This is a genomic window from Rarobacter incanus, from assembly GCF_006715765.1.
Taxonomy (GTDB): Bacteria; Actinomycetota; Actinomycetes; order Actinomycetales; family Cellulomonadaceae; genus Rarobacter; species Rarobacter incanus.
On the sequence record NZ_VFNV01000001.1, the window covers coordinates 1,318,277 to 1,338,203 of the forward strand.

Genomic DNA, 19,927 nt, shown 5'->3' on the forward strand with positions numbered 1-19,927 from the left:
CCCTGGTCGTTCGATAGTAGTAGGCCCGTATGACAGTGACGTGAACGGCGTGTATTTCTTTGCCCACTGGCAAACGCGGGTGGCCCGGTACCGAAAAAGGTAACGGGCCACCCGCGTTCGCCTCACTCCAGGACGTGCGCTACGCGGCGTTGCCGCTCCAGCGCTTTCGCCCGATCACGAGCGCGCCACCGGTGAGTATCAACGCCAGCGCTCCGCCGACCCAGGGCAGAGGGTTGGAGCCGGTCTTGGGAAGCGTCTTGCCGCCGGTGCCGCCCGTGCCGCCGTTCGCCGGCGTTCCGCCCTTGGTGTCGACCTTCGCGGTGTCGGTCGACGGCTTCGGGTCGTCCACGCCCTGGGGCGGTGTTGCGGTAGCGGTCGCGACGTTGACGACTTTGCCCGCGGTGACATCCTTGGCGGTGATCACATAGACCTCATTGCCCTTGCATGTCGTGGCGGCCCCGGGGGCCAGCGTCGTTTGCTCGCAGGTGGCCCCGCCGATCATAGTGTCATCAATCTTCACGTCCGTGAGCGTGACCGTTCCCGTGTTCGTGACCGCGAAGGTGTAGCGGATCTTCTCGCCCAATCCGCCGACCTTGTTGCCGTCCGAATCCTGCAAGGTTGCCGTCTTCACGATCGCAAGAGCGGCCTTGGCTTGGGCTGTCGGAACCGTTTCGTCGTCGCCATCGGTTACCGTTCCGCCCGCGGGGGGAACGGCCGTCGCAGTGGCCGTATTGGTGTAGGAACCGGCCACCACATCAGCATCGGTCAGCGTGTGCTTCTTTGGAGAAGCACAGGTCGCGGAGTCGCCGACCTGCAACGAGGCTGCGCAGGCAAGACCGGTGACACCCAGCTTGGGGTCCGAGATGGTGACGTTGGTCAGATCGACGTTGCCCACGTTGGTGACGGTGAAGGCGTAGCTCACAACGTCACCCGCGTCGCCCGTGATGCCGTTGCCGTTGGTGTCCGCTACCGTGCCCTTCTTGACCAGGTCGATGGCCGGGTTGGCCTGCGCGGTCGGGACATTGGCGTCACTGGTGGGGTCCGTCGGGTCGGGCACTCCGGGCACCACCGAGGTGCCGTGCGCGGTGGCAGTGTTGTCGACCGAACCCTTCGCGATGTCGGACGGGGTCACGACGTGCCGCGTGCTGGCCGGGGCCTGGCACGTCACAGTCTGCGTGGGATCGAGGCTCGCCGCGCACTCAAAAAATGCCAGCCCCAGCTTCGAGTCGGTTATGGTCACTGGCGAAAGCGTGACGTTACCCGTGTTCTCGACGATGAAGGAGTAGGTGATGGTCTCGCCCAGGTCAGCGACGGCGTCCGCACCGGACACGCTTGCCACCTTGGTGAGCTTCAGACCCGGCACCCCGGTGGTAACAGGCACCGATTGGTTGTCGGTGTTGGTCACGTCGGTCAGGCCGCTTGCGGCCGGCGGGGTACCGGTCGCCATCACTGTGTTGAGGTACAGCGACCCAGCAAGGCCCAGGTCGGCTTGGCTAACGATGTGCGTCCCGGTCGTCGAACAGGTCGCGGTATCACCCGGGGCAAGACTCGCGACGCATGCCGAGCCGGCCGGGACGTTGCCCTTGGGGTCGCTAATCGTGACCGGCGCAAGGGTCGTGTTTCCGGTGTTGGTGACCGTGAACGAGTAGGTGATCGTGTCACCAACGCCAGCTGCGGCTGGCTTGGCGTTCCATGCGGCATCCTTACTCACCGTGATGCCCGCGGTCGGGTCGGCTAGCGGGGTGTCGTGGTCGCCTGTGTTGGTGGGCGGCGTCAGGTTTGACCCGCTGGGCGGGGTTCCGGTAGCCGTCACCGTGTTGGAGTAGTTTCCGCTGCCCGCATGGCCCGCCAAGATGTCGGCTTCGGTGACCGTGTGGGTGCCGACAGCGCTCGCGTCGCAGTCGGTCCACGTCGTGCTCGGCGCGAGCGATGCCACGCACTGTACCGCGGTCGAGATTCCGCCATTCGGGTCGGTGATCGTGACCGGTGCCAATGTGACGTTGCCGGTGTTACGCACCTTGAACGAGTAATTGATGGTATCGCCAAGCTTCGCGGCAGCCGGGGTCCCCGGCCACGTGGCGGACTTCTGCACCTCGATGCCCGTGGCAGGGGAAACCAGTGGCACGGTGGCGTCGTCCTCGTCGGTCACGTCATTGCCGCCTCCGGCGGGTGTCCCGCTTGCCGTGACCTCGTTGATGTAGCTCGACCCGGCCAGTATGTCAGCCTCAGTGACAGTGTGGGTGGCCGTTGTCGAACACACCGTCCAATCGGCACCAGCGGGCAGCGACGACACACACGCCTGAGCGGTGGTGAGACCAGCCTTCGGGTCGGTAACGGTCACGGGCGCCAAATCCACGTTCCCCGTGTTCCTCACTTCGAAGGAGTAGTTGATGACGTCACCGACTTGCGCGGGGCTGTTACCGCTCTGAACTGTTGCCGTCTTTCGCACCTCGACCTTGGGGTTGTAGATGACCGGCGCCTTGGCGTCATCGGGGTCGGACGGATACATGACGTCTGTCGGGTCGTATCCCTTGGCCGTCGCCGTATTCGGGAACTTCTTGTAGTTCGCGTCGGACGGGTCCAACGCGGCGGCTGCGTGCGCTTCGGCAGCGGTCAGCGTGTGGTAACCGCCCTTACAGATCGCCGTCTTGCCGCTCGCGAGCGCCATGGGGTAAGCCGCCGAACCGCCATCTATCGTGCACGAAAAGTCGGTTGCGGAGGAATCAAGCGCCGCGTCCTCGATGACGACTCCGTGCAAATTCGATAGGCCGTTGTTCTTCACTTCAAAAACGTAGGGAATCTTGTCACCAGGGTTGTATCCCCCGGCCTTGTACAGCGAGCTGGTCGAATCAATGTCCTTGTTGAGGTTCAAAACATCGAGCTTGTCAACGGTCTTCACCGTCAGGTTACGCACCAGGTGCACATCCGCCGCGTTACCGGTCGACGCGGCCAAACCGAACTTATAGCTGTCAGGCACGTTCGGCAGGTTCGCGCTCAGGACCGTAATCCACGCGCCGTTCTCACTGAACTTGACTTGGATCGTGACATCGACGGAGTTGTCCGGCTTGGCCGGGGAAACCTCGATGTCGACCCACCTGGTCGCGGCCTCAGCGAATGCATCAGCCTCGCTGGCCGTGAAGGTCTTGTTCCACGGCCACGCGGAGTCCCACTCCTGCCGCAGGCTCCCCTGCGCCGCCAGGAGCTGTGTCTGCGCGGCAACGCAATACCCGTTCATCCACTTGCCGGAACCATCCTTGGCGCCCGGCCCGCGCAGGACTATCGAGTCCCTGTGCGTGCCCGTGATTGCAGCATCCCCGGAGCAGGTGTTGTTCCCGCGACCCTCGCCATTGTTTGTGTAGTTCCCCCATGCATCGAGACCGAGCCCCAGGAATCCACCGGCCACACCCGGCGTACCGCCGTTCTCGGACTTTTGCGCGTATCCGAGCGAGCCACCATAGGCGCCGACGTTGGTCAAGTTTTCCGCGCCATCCGTCAGGAAGAAGCTGATGCCATCGGCGCCCCAGCTGCGAAACAGCGATCCGTCCGTGGATCCGCCCATGGATCCGGCATTGAGGAATCCTCCGTACTGGGCCTGCTCGAATTGCACGTGAATGCCGTTGCTGGCGGGCAGCGCCTGGTTGTACACCAGACCGCCGCGCCGCGCCTTGCTGCTGTCGCCCTGTCCCTGGTTCCCCAGGTTACCCCCGGAAGCGTCGGTCAGCTGTAGCCAGCCCTCACCGTCCCCACCCGTTCCCTGCGAAGGCACCACGCCGACCTGGTACGAATCGCAATTGGATAGGTTGGAATTACCCGTCACGGCCGCGCTTCCCGCTCCTGCGCCGGTCAGGCATGCGTTATCAAGCCCAACAAATTTCGGATCTGTCACGCCGGAACCGCGAAAGGTCTCCGATAGTAGGACCGTTCCGCCGGAAGCGGGATCGGCCACCGCATTCGGCAACGTGAGCGCCGGTACCGCGACGCCCAGCGCCGCGACCAGGCCCGCAGCCAGGCCCCCTCCTATCAATGATCTTTTCTTGCCAAACATGCGAATCGCAGTCACCGAATTCCCCTCCATGTGATGTAAAAGACACTCCAGCACTTTCCCATTCCCAAGTATAGATTCCACTCGCCAACCCGCAACGACTACGTCGACATCGTTGTCACCCCAAAATCGCCAGAATTGCACCAGCCGCGGCACCTTTGTGCTATTTGTCACAGTAGCGCGACCGCTCGGCACCCTTCGACCCGTGCGGGACATCCCTGCCGCATCGCAGAAGCGAGAGTGCGACGGTGTTGATTCACGGCCCGCATCGCGGGCCTGGTTCAATAGAAGGATGCCCACTGCCGCCCTGATCAAAGCGCTCGTAGGCCCAGCTGCCTACGCCCGCGGTCGCGTCTACGCTGATCAGGGTCGTGTGGAGGGGGTGGCCGATAGGCCGGTTGGCACCGCCGCACTGCGGCGTCAGGGAGTCAAGCGCACCCTGGTGGCAACCGTGCGCGGTAGCCGCCGATCCCCCTACATCTGCACCATCCAACTGGGCGGATCGCGGGCAGAGACCCCGCTGTCCAGCACCTGCACCTGCCCCGTAGGGCTAGATTGCAAGCACGTGGCAGCAGCGCTTCTCGAGTATTCGCGCCGGATTGACGGCGAACCGGGTAGCGATGCGGGCGGTGCGCCAGCCACGGCTGCGGGGCGCACGCCCGCCTCGCGCACGCAGTGGGAGAAGGAACTGGGCGACCTGGCGGCGCCAGCCCCGCCCCGACCCCCGACGTTCAATACCCCACCGATCGGCCTCCAAGTGTCGTTCACCCACGGCATGAACCGCGCTTCCATGTACAGTTCACCCGACCGCGTGCGACGCGGGGCCCACCTCGATGCCGTCATGCGCGTGGGACTGCGACCTCTCACCCAGGGGCGCAGCGGACGCTGGATTCGCACCGGAATCTCCTGGAACGACATAGCTTCGTTCTCCGAGTATCAGCGGAATGACCGCGTGGATGCGCTGCGCGCGCTCTTCGTGCTCGCGGCACCGACCAATCGTTACCAAATTCCCGACACTGTGTGGCTTGACCAGGCGCCGGGCGCCGCGGTATGGGCCGCATTGGTCAAGGTTGCGCAGCTAGACATCCCGTTCCTGTCCGACACCGCCGACCGCGCTCCGATAGAGATTGCGACTGCCCGCGCATCCACGGCCGCCACGATCTCGGCCAGGCCCGACGGCGGCCTCGAACTCGTCGCCAATTTCCACAGCCCCGACGCGGACCTCGACGCCGCCCTCAAGCTCGGCGCGGACCCCATCGGCATCCCCGCCCATGGCCTAGCCATCATGGGAGAAGCGGACAAACATGCCATCCTCGTACCGACCGAAAACGCCGTCGACAGCGGCGTTCTGCGGTTGATCAAGCGTCGCACCCCCCTGATGATCCCCGCGGATGACACCGCGCGGTTCTACGAGCAGTCCCTGCCGGCACTCAGCGCCCGCATCGACCACATCGAATTCGTCGGGGGAAACGAGTATTCCCGCCCAACACCAATCCTGACGTTCGTGATCGGCATCGACGAGCACCACAACGCTCAGGCGACTGCCCGCTGGCGCTATTGCATCGGAGCCGCCCGCGTCGCCGAGTATGCGGCGGGTGATCCCGCCCTGGTCAGCCCCGATGACGCGGACGGGATGCGCGACCGGCAAGCGGAATCCGCCGTCTGGCACGCAGCGCACGCATCCGCGGCGATCGCCGGCCTACTCGGTCGCATCGGCGGCGCCGAGGGCGGCGTCCTGCGCACCGCGGGCGAACACACCGCGAGCCTTGTCGCACGCACCCTGCCTGCCATCGACGCCGACATCGAAGGCCGCTCGGATATCCGCGTTGAGCGCGTTGGGGCCGCGCCCCGTTACCGCATCGCAAGCGACATGGACGTCACCGTGTCAGCCGATCAAACCAGCGATCGCGACTGGTTCAGCCTACGCATCCGCATCAACGTCGCCGGCAAGGAAGTGCCGATGGTCGACGTCTTTACCGCCCTGGCGCGCGGCGCCGATGAGATGCTGGTCGACGGGGTCACACTGGTGTCCCTTTCCGACCCTCGCCTGGATCGCCTCCGCGAGGCGATCGAAACGGCCCGCCAAATGCAAGACGCACGCAGGGACGAGATCCGCGTCGGCCGATTCAACGTCCAACTTTTTGAAGAACTGGACGATCTGGGGCTGTTGGACGACCGCGCGGACCTGTGGCGCTCCCGCGTCGGCTCACTGCGGGCCGCTCCCGCCGCCGATGCCCCTATTCCGGCGACCCTTCACGCCACCCTGCGCGAATACCAGGATTACGGATACCAGTGGCTGGCTTACCGCATAGATCGGCAACTGGGTGGGATTCTCGCCGATGATATGGGGCTGGGCAAGACGCTCCAAACACTCGCCGCCATTGCCCGCCAGCGCGAACGGCACCCCGATTCGGGGCCCTTCCTCGTAGTAGCCCCCACGTCGGTGGTTGGAAACTGGTCCACCGAGGCACGGAAGTTTGCACCGTCCTTGGTCACCCGGACGGTCGAATCCACGCAGCGAAGGCGCGGTTCCACGATTGCCGAGGTCGCGAACGGCGCCGATATCGTCGTGACGTCTTACGCTTTGCTGCGCTTGGAGGCCCCCGCATACAACCAGATCGCATGGTCGGGAATGATCGTGGACGAGGCCCAGTTCGTCAAAAACCATAACAGCGTCGGATACCGCACGGTCCGGGATCTACCAGCGCCGGTCAAGATCGCTTTGACCGGAACGCCACTGGAAAACAACCTGATGGAGCTGTGGTCCATCATGTCGATCGTCTGCCCCGGGCTGCTGCCGGACGCCAAGACGTTTTCCACCCGCATCGAGAAGCCGATTTCCAAGGACCACGACACCGCGCTCATTGGTAGGCTGCGCGGTGTCATCGCACCATTTGTCCTGCGGCGAACCAAGGAGGTTGTCGCCGGCGACCTTCCGGAGAAGATCGAGCAAGTCACCGACGTCGTTCTCAATGCGCGGCACCGCAAGGTCTATGACCTTTACCTCCAGCGGGAACGAGGCCGCGTCCTCGGGCTCGTCGAAAACCTGGACCAGCACCGGATCGAGGTTCTGCGGTCACTCTCGATACTGCGCCAGGCGAGCCTGGACGTTTCGCTGGTGGATGAGGAACACGCCCAGGTGGCCTCGTCCAAACTTGAGGTGCTCTTCGAAATGCTGAGCGAGATTCTGGCCGACGGGCACAACGTGTTGATATTCAGCCAGTTCACCCGGTTCCTCGGCAAAGTGCGCAACCGCCTAAGCGAAATGAACGTCGAGCATGCTTACCTGGACGGACGCACCCGCAACCGCAGCAAACAAATCGAGCGATTCACCAACGGTGACGCGCAGGTGTTCCTCATCTCGCTAAAGGCCGGCGGCTTTGGGCTCAACCTGACGTCGGCGGACTACTGCATTCTGCTTGACCCGTGGTGGAATCCCGCAGCAGAGGCGCAGGCGGTCGACCGCGCGCACCGCATCGGGCAGACGCGGCAGGTCATGGTCTATCGTCTTGTTTCGGTGGGGACGATCGAACAGAAGGTCATGGCGCTGAAGGCCGACAAATCGGCTCTGTTTTCGGCGGTTGTGGACGGCGGCGATCCGGGGGAGCAGAGCAAGGTTGCGCTGAGCAAGGACGATATCCGGGCGCTGATCGAGTAGCGCCGCGCACCCGCCGATCGAGTAGCGCCGCAGGCGCATATCGCTGATCGAGTAGCGCCAAAGGCGCATATCGAGATCACCAACCGAATAGCGCCGCGCACCCGCCGATCGAGTAGCGCCAAAGGCGCATATCGAGATCACCGGCCCGATCAGACCAAGGCCCGCGTCATGGTGATGATCCACTGGCCAATGATCGACCCCTCGCGCAGCAGCGGGATGGCCCATGCAAGCACAAGTTGGATCGCTGCCGCCGTGCATATGACGACCCGGCGCCGCTTGGACGGCGATTGCGGCCCCATCATGACCAAGTACAGCAGGATCGCAACGATGTACGAGTGACCGCTTGCCGTCCGCACACCTAGCCACACTGAGACCGCCATGCCGGTCATGGCAATAGTCGGGGCGATCAGTCGGCGAACTTGGCCCCCAATCACCCGGATGACGTACGCCGATACGAACAGCGGTGAAGCCAGCAAGGTGAGCGCCACCGAAATCAGGGCAGCCCGCCCGGACTCGACAACACCCCCCGGGAACCATGGGTTCGCAAACCCAGTCACGACCGATACGGGATCGGCCGTGAACCACCACGAGACGAATATCCAAAAAAGCAGGGCTGCCGCGGCGGGGAACGCCAAGACCACGGCGGTAGCCGTGTGGGCGCCGCGCCCCAGGTGCCCCGAGCGATCCGCGATGAAGGGACCGACCGCGGCGATGATCAGCGCGTAGATCCACATCGAGGGATCGACCATCACCGCAACGCCCAGTGAAATTCCCGCCAAAAATCCTTGCTCGGTCGCCCGCTTGACGACAAATGTCTCCAAGCTATCGAGGGCAAGCATCAGCAGCGCCAAACCGAGAATCGACTGCAAGTCGCGGGACGCAAGGAAGAACAGCTGCGGGCTCAGCAGGTAGGTTCCCATGACCAATGCGGTCGCAAGGTTGCCGAATTTACGGCGATGCAGAACGCCTAGTGCACGCTGCCCGGTCATTCCAATAACGGCCGCCGCAATGGCTATGAAGGCGACCTGATGTCCGCCTACCAACGCCGACAGAGCTGCCGATAGGGGTGGGTACACGCCAGCGATCCAGGACAGGTCGCTGGAGCCCCAGTCGATCAGAGCACCCCGGGCGGCCAGAGCGGTGTTGCTGGTTGCGGCGTCCGGATCGTAAATGTGAATCAGCCACAGACCCACGAATACGGGGACCGCAATGGCGAGCCTCAGCAGCCACCGTTCGGTGGAGGTGGGTGGCCAGCTATCGATCGGTTGCAGTTTGCGCGGCCTGGCGGCGTGCTTAGCTATTGTCACCGGCCGGCCCCTCACTCCCGTGCGCCGACGCGGCGGTTAGTCCGTGCTCGGTTTTCTCCCAATAGTGCGGTTTCGTGATGAGTTGCCACAGGGCCTTGTACGCGGCAATCGAATGCAGCAGCCAATACAGCGGATTCAGGATCGCCCACGGGACCAGGCTGTAGCGGTGGCGCCGAAATGCCCCCATCATAGACACGTAGACCATCATGGCGCTGCCGAATCCCAGGTTGAACAGGTTGAGCCACAGCAGCCACCCCGGGAAAAATGCCTCGAGCACATCGGGACCAACGCATAGTGAGATGAGGAAGGCCAGATACAGGATCGGGACCGTAAGGAACGTTGCCGGCGTGCCCGCAACCAAGAAAAGGAAAGAAATTGCCTGACGAGGCCCCGCAACCCGAACCAGGTCGGCTGGATGGCGGATGTGAACCAAGACGGTTTGCAGGTAGCCCTTGATCCACCGCGATCGCTGACGCACAAAGTTCGGTATGGAGGTGTTGGCCTCTTCCATTGTGGTGGAGTCAATGACACCAACCCGCATCCCTTCCGCCGACGTCCTAATGCCCAGGTCCGCATCCTCCGTGACGTTGAACGGATCCCAACCACCGAGCTTGCGCAATCCGGACATCCGGAAATGGTTGGATGTTCCGCCAAGCGGGATGGGGAGTCGTTCGAAGTCGAGCCCGGGCAGCATGTAGTCGAACCAGAATGAGTATTCCAGCGTGAACATTCGGGTCAGCACGTTTTCGGAGGAGTTGAAGTAGTTAAGCGCGGCCTGCACGCACACTAGGTCGTCTCCGTGCGCGCGGAAGGCGGAGACGGCTTTGCGTAGCTGGTCAGGATCCGGCTTGTCTTCGGCATCGTAAATGACCAAGAATTCGCCCGTCGCAAGCTGCAATCCGACGTTGCACGCCTTCGGCTTGGTCTGCGGTTGCGACGCCGGCACCACGACGAACGAGAAGTTGGTCGGCGGGTCCGCGCGCAACGCCGCCTGGAGCGTTTCGGGGTCGGCTTCTTCGACAAGGACCAGGATCTCGAGTTTGTCGGCCGGGTAATCGATGCCTCCCAGGTTGTCGACAAGTTGCCCGACGATGTTTGCTTCCTTGAATACCGGGACCAAGACCGTGTACTTCGGTAATTCGCAATCCGGCATTCGCGCGGGTTGAACTGCCGTGCGGAAGTGAGATTCGACCCGCGCGCCGCGCATGGAGCTCCAGAATTTGAAGCCGACCGAAACAAGGAAGCTGAGCCCAACTGCCCCGAACGCGGCAATCGCCACCGGCCTGGGCCACACGATCACGACGACGACGGCGACGACCAGCATCAGCGTACCGACGACCTTTTGCCGCTTGTCCAGCACGACCCTTGCGGAAAGCGAGGGGTTCTTGCGCCACAGCCCATAGATTGCCTCGTCAACAAGTCCGTCGCGATAGGAGCGACCGGAGGCGGGCTCCATGTCCTCACCGAGCCTGATGACGCGGGCGCTGCCGGCGGTACGCCCGTGATCGGTGAATTCGGTCAAGGTCGCACTCCTAGCATGCCTGCCACAACGGAACGGCACACAGGAAGGGCCGCTGGGTAAACATTATCCCAGCGGCCCTTCTCGCCACCCCGCAGGCGGGGCGCTCGTCCTTGTTGTTTGCTCTACTCGTGCAACGGGGTCAGCGCGAGGTAGTCCTCCAGGGTGCCGTCGTTCAGGCAGACCTCGATGATTGCGCGTCCGCGCGGATCCAGCTCCGGTGTCAGGAACTGCTTGAGCTCCGACTTGAAGAATTCGGTGAGGATCTTGGCGCCCTTGTCGTATGCCTCGACGCCGACCTTCGACTGGAACTCGGGCGTGAGCAGTGTCGGACGCACCTGCTGCCCGTCGATCTTGAGTTCCTTGAGCGCGTAACCGAACAGCGGGCAGCGCGCGGGGGTCAACAGGTCGTCGCGGATCTTGCCCTGCCCGCGGCGGGCCAGGTATTCGCGCGTGAGCCATTCGGCGGCAAAGCCGACCTTGTAGGCGCCGATGTGCTGGTTCGGGGTCAGCACGTAGCGGGTGCGCGGCGCGTTGAGGATCTGCTCAAGCTGCAGGTTGGCTGCCCGCACCTTGGTCCCGGTCGAGAACGGCCAGAACGAACCGACACCCTCCGCGACCATGCCGCCGCTCTTGATCGTTTCGGCCTCGGCAGCGGTTGCGCCGATCGACGGGTTCTTGTCGCCGCGGGGCGCGATGAGCCGCCACAGCCAGGCCAGCGCCGGCGGGATCACGTGGCAGATGCCCATGATGCCGTAGCTCGGGTTGTCGGTGGTGCAGGCGGGCATCCGCACGCCGAAGGTGCGCACGTCAACCTGCTGCGGCTCGTTGATGATGTTCTGGATCTGGTTGCGCGGGATGACGACGCGCGGGTTGGAGCAAGGCTTGCCATTGGAGTCCGGGGTGTGTTCCCACGGCAGGCAGGTTGCGCCCGGAACGCCGTGGATGTTGAAGAACACCAGCGGTTCGGCCGGGTGGATGCATTCGCGCTCGAAGGTGGGGTCTTCGCCGTACTGCGTGAGCCCATCGACGCGCACGAACCAACCTTCTTCGGCGTCCGCGACCGTGAGCAGGCCGTCGGATCGCTGCAGGTCGCGGTGGCACAGCGTCATGTCGTCGGTGATCGGGGCCAGTTTCGAGGTTTCCGACAAGGTGATCGCGTACGGCTCGTCGGTGACGATGTTGTATCCGAGCAGGACACGCCCGTCGTCTTCGCGCCGAATCTCCTGGCACATTTCCGACTTACCGCCGCCGGAAGCGCCCTCGTGCATGATGACGGTTTCGTTTTCGTACGGCGTCGTAACGCGCACCGAGGACGCGTGGGCCGTCAGCCAACCCTCTTGGTCGCCGATGTCGAGCAGGGCCGAGAAAACGCCCTTCTTCGCGCTGGGTCCGGGGTAAAGGTTGTAGGCAAAGATCTCGTGCAGCGACTCTGTGCGGTCGTGCACCACGATCTGCTTGCCGTCGAAGTGCGTGTGGCGGAAGGGCGGCGCGACGTACAGGATCGAACGCGGCGAGAATTCCGGCAGTTCATCCAGCGTGACAAAACCCTGCAGGTCAACCAGCGCGGTCGCGAAGAATGCAGCGTTGCGGGGCATGACGGCAAGCGAGGCGTAGCCAAACCGCAGCGAGCCGGCCTTGAAGGGGACAACCAGCAGTTCCTGCTCGGACAGCCATGCGAGCGTCTCCGCCTTGGTCTGCGCGAATTCCTCGCCGTGGCGGTCCTTGAACCGGGGCTTGTCGCTGGGCAGGTTGTCGGCGATCCGCATGCAGTCGGGATCGCGGCGGCGAATGTAGTCTTCGGGGTAGTTGACGGCGATGCCGTTGGTGCAACGCACTACGTCGGCTTCCTTGACCAGTCCCTTGCCTGGCACTTCGTATTCGACGTCGAACCGGTCGACCCCGGGTGCGCCGAGGCTGAGCTCGTAAAGGTCGCGGCGGGTGGCGGGGATGGTGATGCTGTTACAAGCCTCCAGCGCAGCGGCCAGGTCGGCCGGCAGGTGCACCTTCTTCAGCAGATCGTTCATGAGGGCTCCTTTGGAAACGATCGTTGTCGGTCGTTATCAACCGGAAGCGGCATCGTGCCAAAGTCGTGTTCCTTCGGCGCACGTTTTCCTGACCGCTTCTTTACCAAAAGACTAGGACGCATAGGACTCGCGAACTAGGACCTTTGGCCAAAAGTGGCCGAATTGCAACCTTCTCAAAAGCGGATAGGGGGACGAGGCCCCCGTTCCCGGCCGCCCCACTTGCCCTAAATGCGCGGTTTGCCGCTTATGTCCCTAGGACCTTCATCCCTTACTTGTGAATCACAATGGTGGAACCTTTACCTAGTCCGCCTCCGGCCCACAGGTAGTCCATCGCGGTGTTCGCGATCCGGATGCACCCGTGCGAAGCGGGGTAGGCGGGGATGCTCGACGAACCGTGAATTGCCCATCCCCCGGCCCGGAAATACTGCGGGCGGTACATCGGGCCCAGCGCGCCGATGTGCAGGCCGTTTGTCTTCATGAAGACGCTGAAGGTGCCCTTCGGCGTGTATGCCAGGATCCGGCGACCGTTGTGGGTGTAGTACCTATTGGATCCTGAGGAAATGTTGAACGTCCACAACACCTTGCCGTTCTTGACGATGTTGAGGGTCTGTTTGGACAAATCAATCTCGTAAACGCGCTTCCCACGCGATTTCTTCGCCGAGACTTCGGTGGTGACGGGGCTGCCGAGGTACAACTGATACCAAACGCCCTGGGTTGCTCTCCCGGTGCGCGAAATTCCGGTGGTCTTCTGCACTGCCATGACCGCTTGCTGGGTCGACTGGCCATACTTTCCATCTATCTTGCTCACCCAGTAGCCGCGCGAGCGCAGGAGCGTTTGCAGGCGCTTGACCGCGGTGCCACTCGATCCTGCACCGAGCGTGGGCTGCCCCGCGGCTTTCTTCTTGGCGCGCGCCTTCTTCGCCTTCAGCTTCTTTGCGGCCTTGGCTTTCGCCGCCTTAAGCTTCGCCGCCTTCGCGGCCTTCGCAGCCTTGCGCTTTTTCGCCTTGCTGAGCTTGGCGCGCTTCTTGGCCTTTTTCTTCTTTGCGGCCTGCGCCTTCGTGGAAGAGTTACTGGCCGTCTCAGCGGAGCCGCCGCTGTTCTGCTGCGTCGGCGTCGTGCCGGTGCCCGAACCAGAGCCCGTGCCCGAACCGGAGCCCGTACCCGTGTCGGAGCCCGCGCCAGAACCAGAACCCGTGCCCGAACCGGAGCCCGTACCGGTGCCAGAACCCGACCCCGTGCCCGTATCGGAGCCCGCGCCAGAACCAGAACCCGTACCCGTGCCGGTACCCGCATCCGAACCCGGGCCAGTACCCGCATCCGACCCCGTGCCCGTACCCGCATCAGGCGCAGACCCCGAGTTCCCCGCATCCGCGGCATCCAATGCGACAACTGCTGCGGTACGCGGCGCCGCCGTTGGCGCCGCCTGCGCGGGGAGCGCAGATACCGCCCCCGCCACTAGAACCGCAGTAATTGACAGCGCGCAGTGTCGCAACATTCGCACAGGTACATGCCCTTCGGAAGAGTTGAGATTGAAGATTTACACCAGTATTACAGAAACGGCTAACACGGATTGTGCCGCGGTGAGGCCGCAAACGTGCTTCACGCCCGTCCACGCAGCCTGTCGATCTCGCGCCGCTCGCGCTTCGTTGGCCTACCCGCGCCGCGATCCCGCAGGCCTGCCGGGGCGATGAATTCGCGCGGCGGCGGAGGCGGGCTGTGATCCTCGTAACAAGCCACGGCGATGGGCGCGCCGACCCGTTTCGCAATGACGCGCACCACGACCACGACTCTCTTGTCTCCCAACCCCGTAATTTCGACGGTTGCGCCGGGCTTGACCGGCGTTGCGGGCTTCGCGCGCACGCCCCCCACGGTGACGTGTCCGGCGTTACACGCAGCGGCCGCCGCCGCGCGAGTCTTGAGGAGCCGCACGGCCCACAACCAAGCATCGACCCGCCCGCTAGTTTTCCCGCTGGACTCCATACGCCTCCTCCTGCCCACGTTCCTCCCCATCACGGTACTCAACGCGGCCGCCACGGTGCCGATCGCCACAGCGCCCAACCCCGCACTCGCCCCCCGCGGTTACGCGGCCGCCACGGTGCCGATCGCCACAGCGCCCAACCCCGCACTCGCCCCCCGCGGTTACGCGGCCGCCACGGTGCCGATCGCCACAGCGCCCAACCCCGCACTCGCCCCCCGCGGTTACGCGGCATCCGCCGGCCCCGCCCCAAACCGACCGACATGCGCCGCGCCCCATTCGCACTGTCGCCGAGTTGTAACAAATGCGGCGTACCGTTGGACCGTACTATCACCCACCCACATCAGGGAGACGCTCCGTGACGCAACCCCAGTCGCAGTTCAAACCACGCCACTACTTGATGGCTCGGCCCACCTATTACACGGTCACCTACCAAATCAATCCGTGGATGCACCCCGAGATCCAGACCGACGGCGCGCTAGCGCTGGCGCAGTGGCAAGAACTCCACGACGTCTACGTCGAATTGGGGCACAGGGTGGATGTCATCGACGGTGCACCCGGCCTGCCCGACATGGTTTATGCCGCAAACGGTGGCCTCGTCGTTGATGGAAAGGCTATCGGCGCGAACTTCACCTATCCGCAAAGGCAACCAGAAACCCCGCTCTACAACGCCTGGTTCGAGCAGGCCGGTTTCCCCGTCTTCGAGACAAAGGCCCGCAACGAGGGCGAGGGCGACATCTTGACGGTCGGCGACACGATCCTCGCGGGAACCGGATTCCGCACGGACATCGCCGCGCACAAGGAAATCGCCGAGATCACCGGGTACCCCGTGGTTTCGCTGGAACTGGTGGACCCGCACTACTACCACCTCGACACGGCACTGTCGGTGTTCACGCCCGATTTGATTGCGTATTATCCGCCGGCGTTCTCCGCGGCCGCGCAGTCCGAACTGCGCGAACGTTTCCCCGACGCCATGATCGCGTCGGACAGCGACGCCGCCGCCCTGGGCCTCAACCTGGTCAGCGACGGAACGAATGCGATCATGGCCCCGCAGGCCACCGGTTTGGTGGCGCAGGCCCGCGAGCGCGGGTTCAACGTCATCACGGTTGACACATCGGAGCTCCTCAAGGGCGGCGGCGGCATCAAGTGCTGCACCCTCGAGTTGCGCCACGCGGCCTAAATCAGTCGCCCGTTTTCGATCAGCACGGTCGCGTCGGCCACCAAGTCGGCTTCGGCGCGATCGTGTGTGACGAAAACGGCCGTGGTGCCAGTGGCCCGCAAAATGTCGCGCAGTTCCGCGGCCAGGCGGCCCCGCAGGTCGGCGTCGAGCGCGGACAGCGGTTCGTCCAGGAGCAACAGTCGCGGAGTCGGGGCGAGCGACCGCGCCAAGGCGACCCGCTGGCGCTGCCCCCCGGACAGCGTGGCAACGTCCCGGTCGGCATACCCGGCCAGACCCACCAGGTCAAGAAGTTCATCGACGCGGCGGGCCCGCGCGCCCCGGGGAACTCGCCGCGCGACCAGGCCGTATTCGATGTTTCCGCGGACGTTCAGGTGCGCAAAGAGTTGCCCGTCTTGGAACATCAGCCCGAAGTTGCGGCGGTGGACCGGCACCCTTGTAATGTCCTCGCCGTCGAAGGTTATGGTGCCTGCGCGCAGCGGCTCTAACCCGGCGATGGCCCGCAGCAGGGTGGACTTGCCGCTGCCGCTCGCGCCCAGCAGGGCGGTGGTGGTGCCGCGGGGAACGTGCAGCGACACCGCGTCCACGGCCCGCACGGCGGGGGCCCCGCGCGTGCCGGGATAGTTAACCGTGACACCACGCAGGACCAAACCCGCGGGGTCTTTCGCTTCACACCCCGCGTTCGGGCCTCGGCTGCTGCCGCGAGGACGCTCGTTTCCGCCCCCGGCGGCGTTTGCGCTGCCGGACCCGCCGCCCGACACGCTACGCTCCGCCATCAAAATTCCCCCGCCCCGGGCGGACGGATCCGTTCAACCGCCACCACGATCATCGTCGTAACCAGCCCCAGCACCACCGCCGCGGCCATCGCCATTCCGAAGTGCTCTGCGCCCTGTTTCCCCAACAGTTGGTAGATGGCCACCGGAAGCGTCACTACCCCCGGGCGCACCAAGAACGAGCTCGCCCCGAACTCCCCCAGCGACGCCGCAAAGGCGAACCCCATCCCCAGCCCGATGGAGCGCGCCGCTATGGGAACGTCAATGGTGCGCAGGATGCGCCAAGGCCCCGCCCCCAGCACCGCAGCCGATTGCCGCAGCCTTGGATCGATTGCGCGCACCACCGGGGAAATGACGCGGACCACGAGCGGTAGTGCAACCAACCCCTGCGCTATCGCGATGAGCACCCCGCTAGAGCGCAGATCCACGTTGAGGCCAAGCGGGTTGTTCATCGTAATGAGGAGCCCGAAGCCGACAGTGACCGCCGAAACCCCGAGCGGCAACATCACGGCCCCGTCCACCACGGCGCCAATTCGGCGCCCTAGTCGGCTCTTGATGGGGCGGGCCAGCGTGCACACCAGCAGCAGCGCCACCACCATCGCGATGACGGTGGCGAACGTCGCAAGGCGCGCGGAGGTGGCCAACGCCTGCCACAGGGTCACGTTGAGTCCGCCGCGACCGCCCGTCGTTGCCAGCGCCGCGTAGTTTCCCCATCCCCAGCCGTCCTCCGTCCGGAAGGACCGCACCACCAGGGAACCAAGGGGTAAAACGTGCACCAGGCCGATCACGATGGCCGTGACCGCCAGCGCAAAAGCATCGGCCCGCCGCGGGCGGTGAGTGCCTGCCCCCGCGGCGGTGATGTTCAGGGCCCGCTCGCTGCGGCGGCGCAACCGCGCCACGGCCAGCAACGCCGCGGCGATCACCACCAGTTGCACCACCGACAAAACCGCCGCCACCCGCAGGTCCAAGAGTTGAGTGGTTTGCCGGTAAATCTCGGCCTCAAGATTGGCGTGGCGGCGCCCGCCTAACACCATGACCACGCCGAATGCGGTCGAACAGAACAGGAACACGATCCCGCCGGCCGCGGCGATCGACGGCCCAAGTTGCGGAAGCGTCACAGTGAAGAAGGCACGGGCCGGTGACGCGCCGAGCGTCCTGGCGGCCTGCACGGATCGAGGGTCCAGCCTCTCCCACATCGCACCCACAATGCGCACGACGACCGCGTAATTGAAGAACACCAGTCCCACCAACACCGCGATCGCGGTGCGGTCCCAACCCAGGAACCCGAGCGGCCCACCGGCCCCCAGCAAGGACCGAAATGCCGCACCCACCACCACTGTTGGCAGAACAAAGGGGACGGTCATCCAGGCGCGGAGCAGGCCTCGTCCCTGAAATTGCAAACGAGAGACCACGTACGCACCCGGCAAACCCACTACGATCGAGGCGATCGTGCCGGCGCCCGCCTGCGCAAACGTGCGGCCGATGACGGTCCACGTCGCGGGCCGCGAGAGCACGTCGGAAAACCCGCTCAGATCAAGCTGGCCGGCGGGGTCGACGAACCCTCGCCCGACCAGCGCAGCAACCGGCCAGGCGAAGAACACCCCAACAAATCCCGCGCCGGCCGCGAGCGCGAGCGCCCAACCGGCGGGGCCCGCCCACCGGTCAGTGAACGCGCGCGCTCGCATCCGGATCACCGCTACCTCACCCGGCCAGCTGCGTCCAAGCGTCGATCCACGTCGCGCGGTTCTTGGCGATATCGGCTGCCGGCAGATCCAGAGTTGTGGTCGGCACGGGCGCCCACTTCTTCCAGTCTTCGGGTACGTTGGCGGCGGCGTCGATCGGGTACATGTACATGTTTTCGGCGATGGTGTCCTGGAAGTCGCGGGCGGCAAGGAAGTCGATCAGCTTCTTTGCGCCTTCCGGGTTCTTTGCGCCAGCCAGAACGCCTGCATACTCCACCTGCCGCGTGCACGTGCCCAGCAACGCACGGGTCGTCGATTCGTCCTCACCCTTGGGGACGGTGTAGGCGGGCGAGGTGTTATACGAAACCGTGATCGGGAAGGTGCCGTTTTCCCCGCCGCCGGAGAAATCGGTGTAGTAGGCATCCGACCAGCCCTGGTCGATCTGGGCGTCGTTTGCGAGCAGGGAAGTCCACCACTGCTTGTAGCCGGCCTCGCCGTACTTCGCGATCGTGGCGAATAGGAAGGCCGCGCCGGGGCTCGAGGCCGCCGGGTCCATCACCACGGTGAGCCCCTTGTACTTGGCGTCGATCAGGTCGTCGAGGGTTTCGGGGGCCGAAATGCCCTTCTGTGCGAACCATGCGTCGTCGACGTTGACGCAGACGTAGCCGTAATCGATGGGCGTGGCCCCCGCCTGCGCATCCGTGGCTGCCGCGGCGGGCAGGTCGGCCGGTTGGTAATCTGCGATGGCCCCGGAATCGACAAGCGTGGAAATGAACGAATTGTCGACGCCGAAGAACGCATCGGCGACCGGCGCATCTTTGGTCAAAACTAGTTGGTTTGCTAGTTGGCCGCCGTCGCCCCCCGTGGTCACGGTGAGCTTGAGGCCTGTTTCCTTCTCGAATTCGGCCTTGAGGTCGTCGGGAAGGGTGAACGAGTCGTGGGTGATGAGCGTTAGTTCAGTGGTCTGCGCGGCGGATTGGGTCTGCGCGGTTGTGGTTTTAGGCGAAGCTGCGCAGGCGCCAAGGACGAGCGCGCCTGCGGCGCCCAGCGCAAACCATTGCAAGGCTTTCGATTTAGACATGTTTCCTCCGTTGTATCCCGCGGGTGCGGGTTCATTGGGAGGGGCACGGCGAACACTCATGTGATCGTCGTGTGAGCTCGACTTCCTCCACCGGTGCTAACCGGATCAGGTTCGAGGGTCTGCGGCCGGGCCGCACTCTCAGCGCTTGGCGCGCTCCCCTGTCGTAGGTCCACCATATCTCACCCGAACCTTGTACGGTGGTGTCTAACCGTTGTCGAAATCGGAAGGAACCGCCATGAGCGACGAAGACGCTATGGAAGACACCATCGGCTACCGCATCGTTACGTCGGTTGCCGCGCTGGCGGCGGGATGGTTGGCCCAGAAGATCCTGGTTTCGGCGTGGAAGGCCATCACCGGCAACGATGCCCCGCAGGATCCCGACGACGATTCAGCCACCTTGGTCGGTGTTGTGGGGTTCGCGGCTGCGACCGGGGCGGTCGCCGCGCTGGCGCGCGCCCTGGCATCACGCAGCGTCAAGTCGGTCGCCGCGCGCTCGGCGCAACGCCGCGGCATCGGCGCCTAGCACCCCACCCCGCCGGTCGCCGGTCGAGTAACCCGCATTCGCCGGTCGAGTAGCCCGCACAGCGGGCATATCGAGACCACCCAGTTCTTGATCTCGATACACGCCTACGGCGCACTCGACCAACGAAGCACACCCCGCCGGTCGAGTAGCCCGCACAGCGGGC

General features: G+C 64.5%; 12 protein-coding genes and 1 riboswitch. Of the genes, 3 read left to right on the forward strand and 9 right to left on the reverse strand.

Annotated elements, in window-relative coordinates; genetic code table 11:
• Positions 1–139 precede the first annotated feature (139 nt).
• Positions 140–4,060: a DUF7507 domain-containing protein gene (locus FB389_RS05680; RefSeq protein ID WP_170207891.1), complete on the reverse strand. Its 3,921-nt coding sequence runs from the start codon at positions 4,058–4,060 to the stop codon at positions 140–142.
• A 274-nt stretch (positions 4,061–4,334) separates the two neighbouring features.
• Between FB389_RS05680 and FB389_RS05685 the strand changes: the two genes are divergently transcribed.
• Complete coding sequence (locus FB389_RS05685; RefSeq protein ID WP_142111794.1) at positions 4,335–7,700, forward strand: DEAD/DEAH box helicase; 3,366 nt, start codon at positions 4,335–4,337, stop codon at positions 7,698–7,700.
• Between the two features lie 149 nt (positions 7,701–7,849).
• Here FB389_RS05685 and FB389_RS05690 read toward each other — a convergent pair whose 3' ends face one another.
• From FB389_RS05690 to FB389_RS05710, 5 genes are all read right to left on the reverse strand, one after another.
• Entirely contained in the window at positions 7,850–9,007 is a 1,158-nt protein-coding gene (locus FB389_RS05690) for a hypothetical protein (RefSeq protein ID WP_142111796.1), read from the reverse strand.
• Positions 8,994–10,529: a glycosyltransferase family 2 protein gene (locus FB389_RS05695; protein ID WP_246043540.1), complete on the reverse strand. Its 1,536-nt coding sequence runs from the start codon at positions 10,527–10,529 to the stop codon at positions 8,994–8,996. Before FB389_RS05695 ends, FB389_RS05690 begins: the two co-directional genes overlap by 14 nt.
• Positions 10,530–10,651: 122 nt before the next feature.
• Positions 10,652–12,553: a DUF4914 family protein gene (locus FB389_RS05700; protein WP_142111798.1), complete on the reverse strand. Its 1,902-nt coding sequence runs from the start codon at positions 12,551–12,553 to the stop codon at positions 10,652–10,654.
• A gap of 268 nt (positions 12,554–12,821) precedes the next feature.
• Positions 12,822–14,048, reverse strand: coding sequence for a L,D-transpeptidase family protein (locus FB389_RS05705; RefSeq protein ID WP_246043674.1), 1,227 nt, complete (start codon positions 14,046–14,048; stop codon positions 12,822–12,824).
• 104 nt (positions 14,049–14,152) lie between these two features.
• Positions 14,153–14,533 carry an RNA-binding S4 domain-containing protein gene (locus tag FB389_RS05710; RefSeq protein ID WP_142111802.1) on the reverse strand — a complete coding sequence of 127 codons (381 nt, stop codon included), beginning with the start codon at positions 14,531–14,533 and terminating at the stop codon, positions 14,153–14,155.
• Positions 14,534–14,886: 353 nt separating this feature from the next.
• Here FB389_RS05710 and ddaH point away from each other — a divergent pair, with 353 nt between their 5' ends.
• A complete protein-coding gene (ddaH, locus tag FB389_RS05715) occupies positions 14,887–15,708 on the forward strand; it encodes a dimethylargininase (protein WP_246043541.1) in 822 nt (273 codons plus the stop codon).
• Here the strand turns inward: ddaH and FB389_RS05720 are convergent.
• From FB389_RS05720 to FB389_RS05730, 3 genes are read right to left on the reverse strand one after another with little or no spacing between them, the layout of a single operon-like run.
• Positions 15,705–16,481 (reverse strand): ABC transporter ATP-binding protein, encoded by a 777-nt coding sequence (locus FB389_RS05720; protein ID WP_142111806.1) that lies wholly within the window; start codon positions 16,479–16,481, stop codon positions 15,705–15,707. The two genes, ddaH and FB389_RS05720, sit on opposite strands and share 4 nt — an antisense overlap.
• Positions 16,481–18,163, reverse strand: coding sequence for an ABC transporter permease (locus FB389_RS05725; protein ID WP_142111808.1), 1,683 nt, complete (start codon positions 18,161–18,163; stop codon positions 16,481–16,483). Before FB389_RS05725 ends, FB389_RS05720 begins: the two co-directional genes overlap by 1 nt.
• Positions 18,164–18,179: 16 nt before the next feature.
• On the reverse strand, positions 18,180–19,241 hold the full coding sequence (locus tag FB389_RS05730; protein ID WP_142111810.1) for a thiamine ABC transporter substrate-binding protein: 1,062 nt from the start codon (positions 19,239–19,241) through the stop codon (positions 18,180–18,182).
• Positions 19,242–19,306: 65 nt separating this feature from the next.
• Positions 19,307–19,411, reverse strand: a riboswitch (TPP riboswitch).
• Between the two features lie 65 nt (positions 19,412–19,476).
• On the opposite strand from FB389_RS05730, the gene FB389_RS05735 reads away from it, so the two are divergent.
• Entirely contained in the window at positions 19,477–19,764 is a 288-nt protein-coding gene (locus FB389_RS05735; RefSeq protein WP_246043542.1) for a DUF4235 domain-containing protein, read from the forward strand.
• Positions 19,765–19,927: the final 163 nt, after the last annotated feature.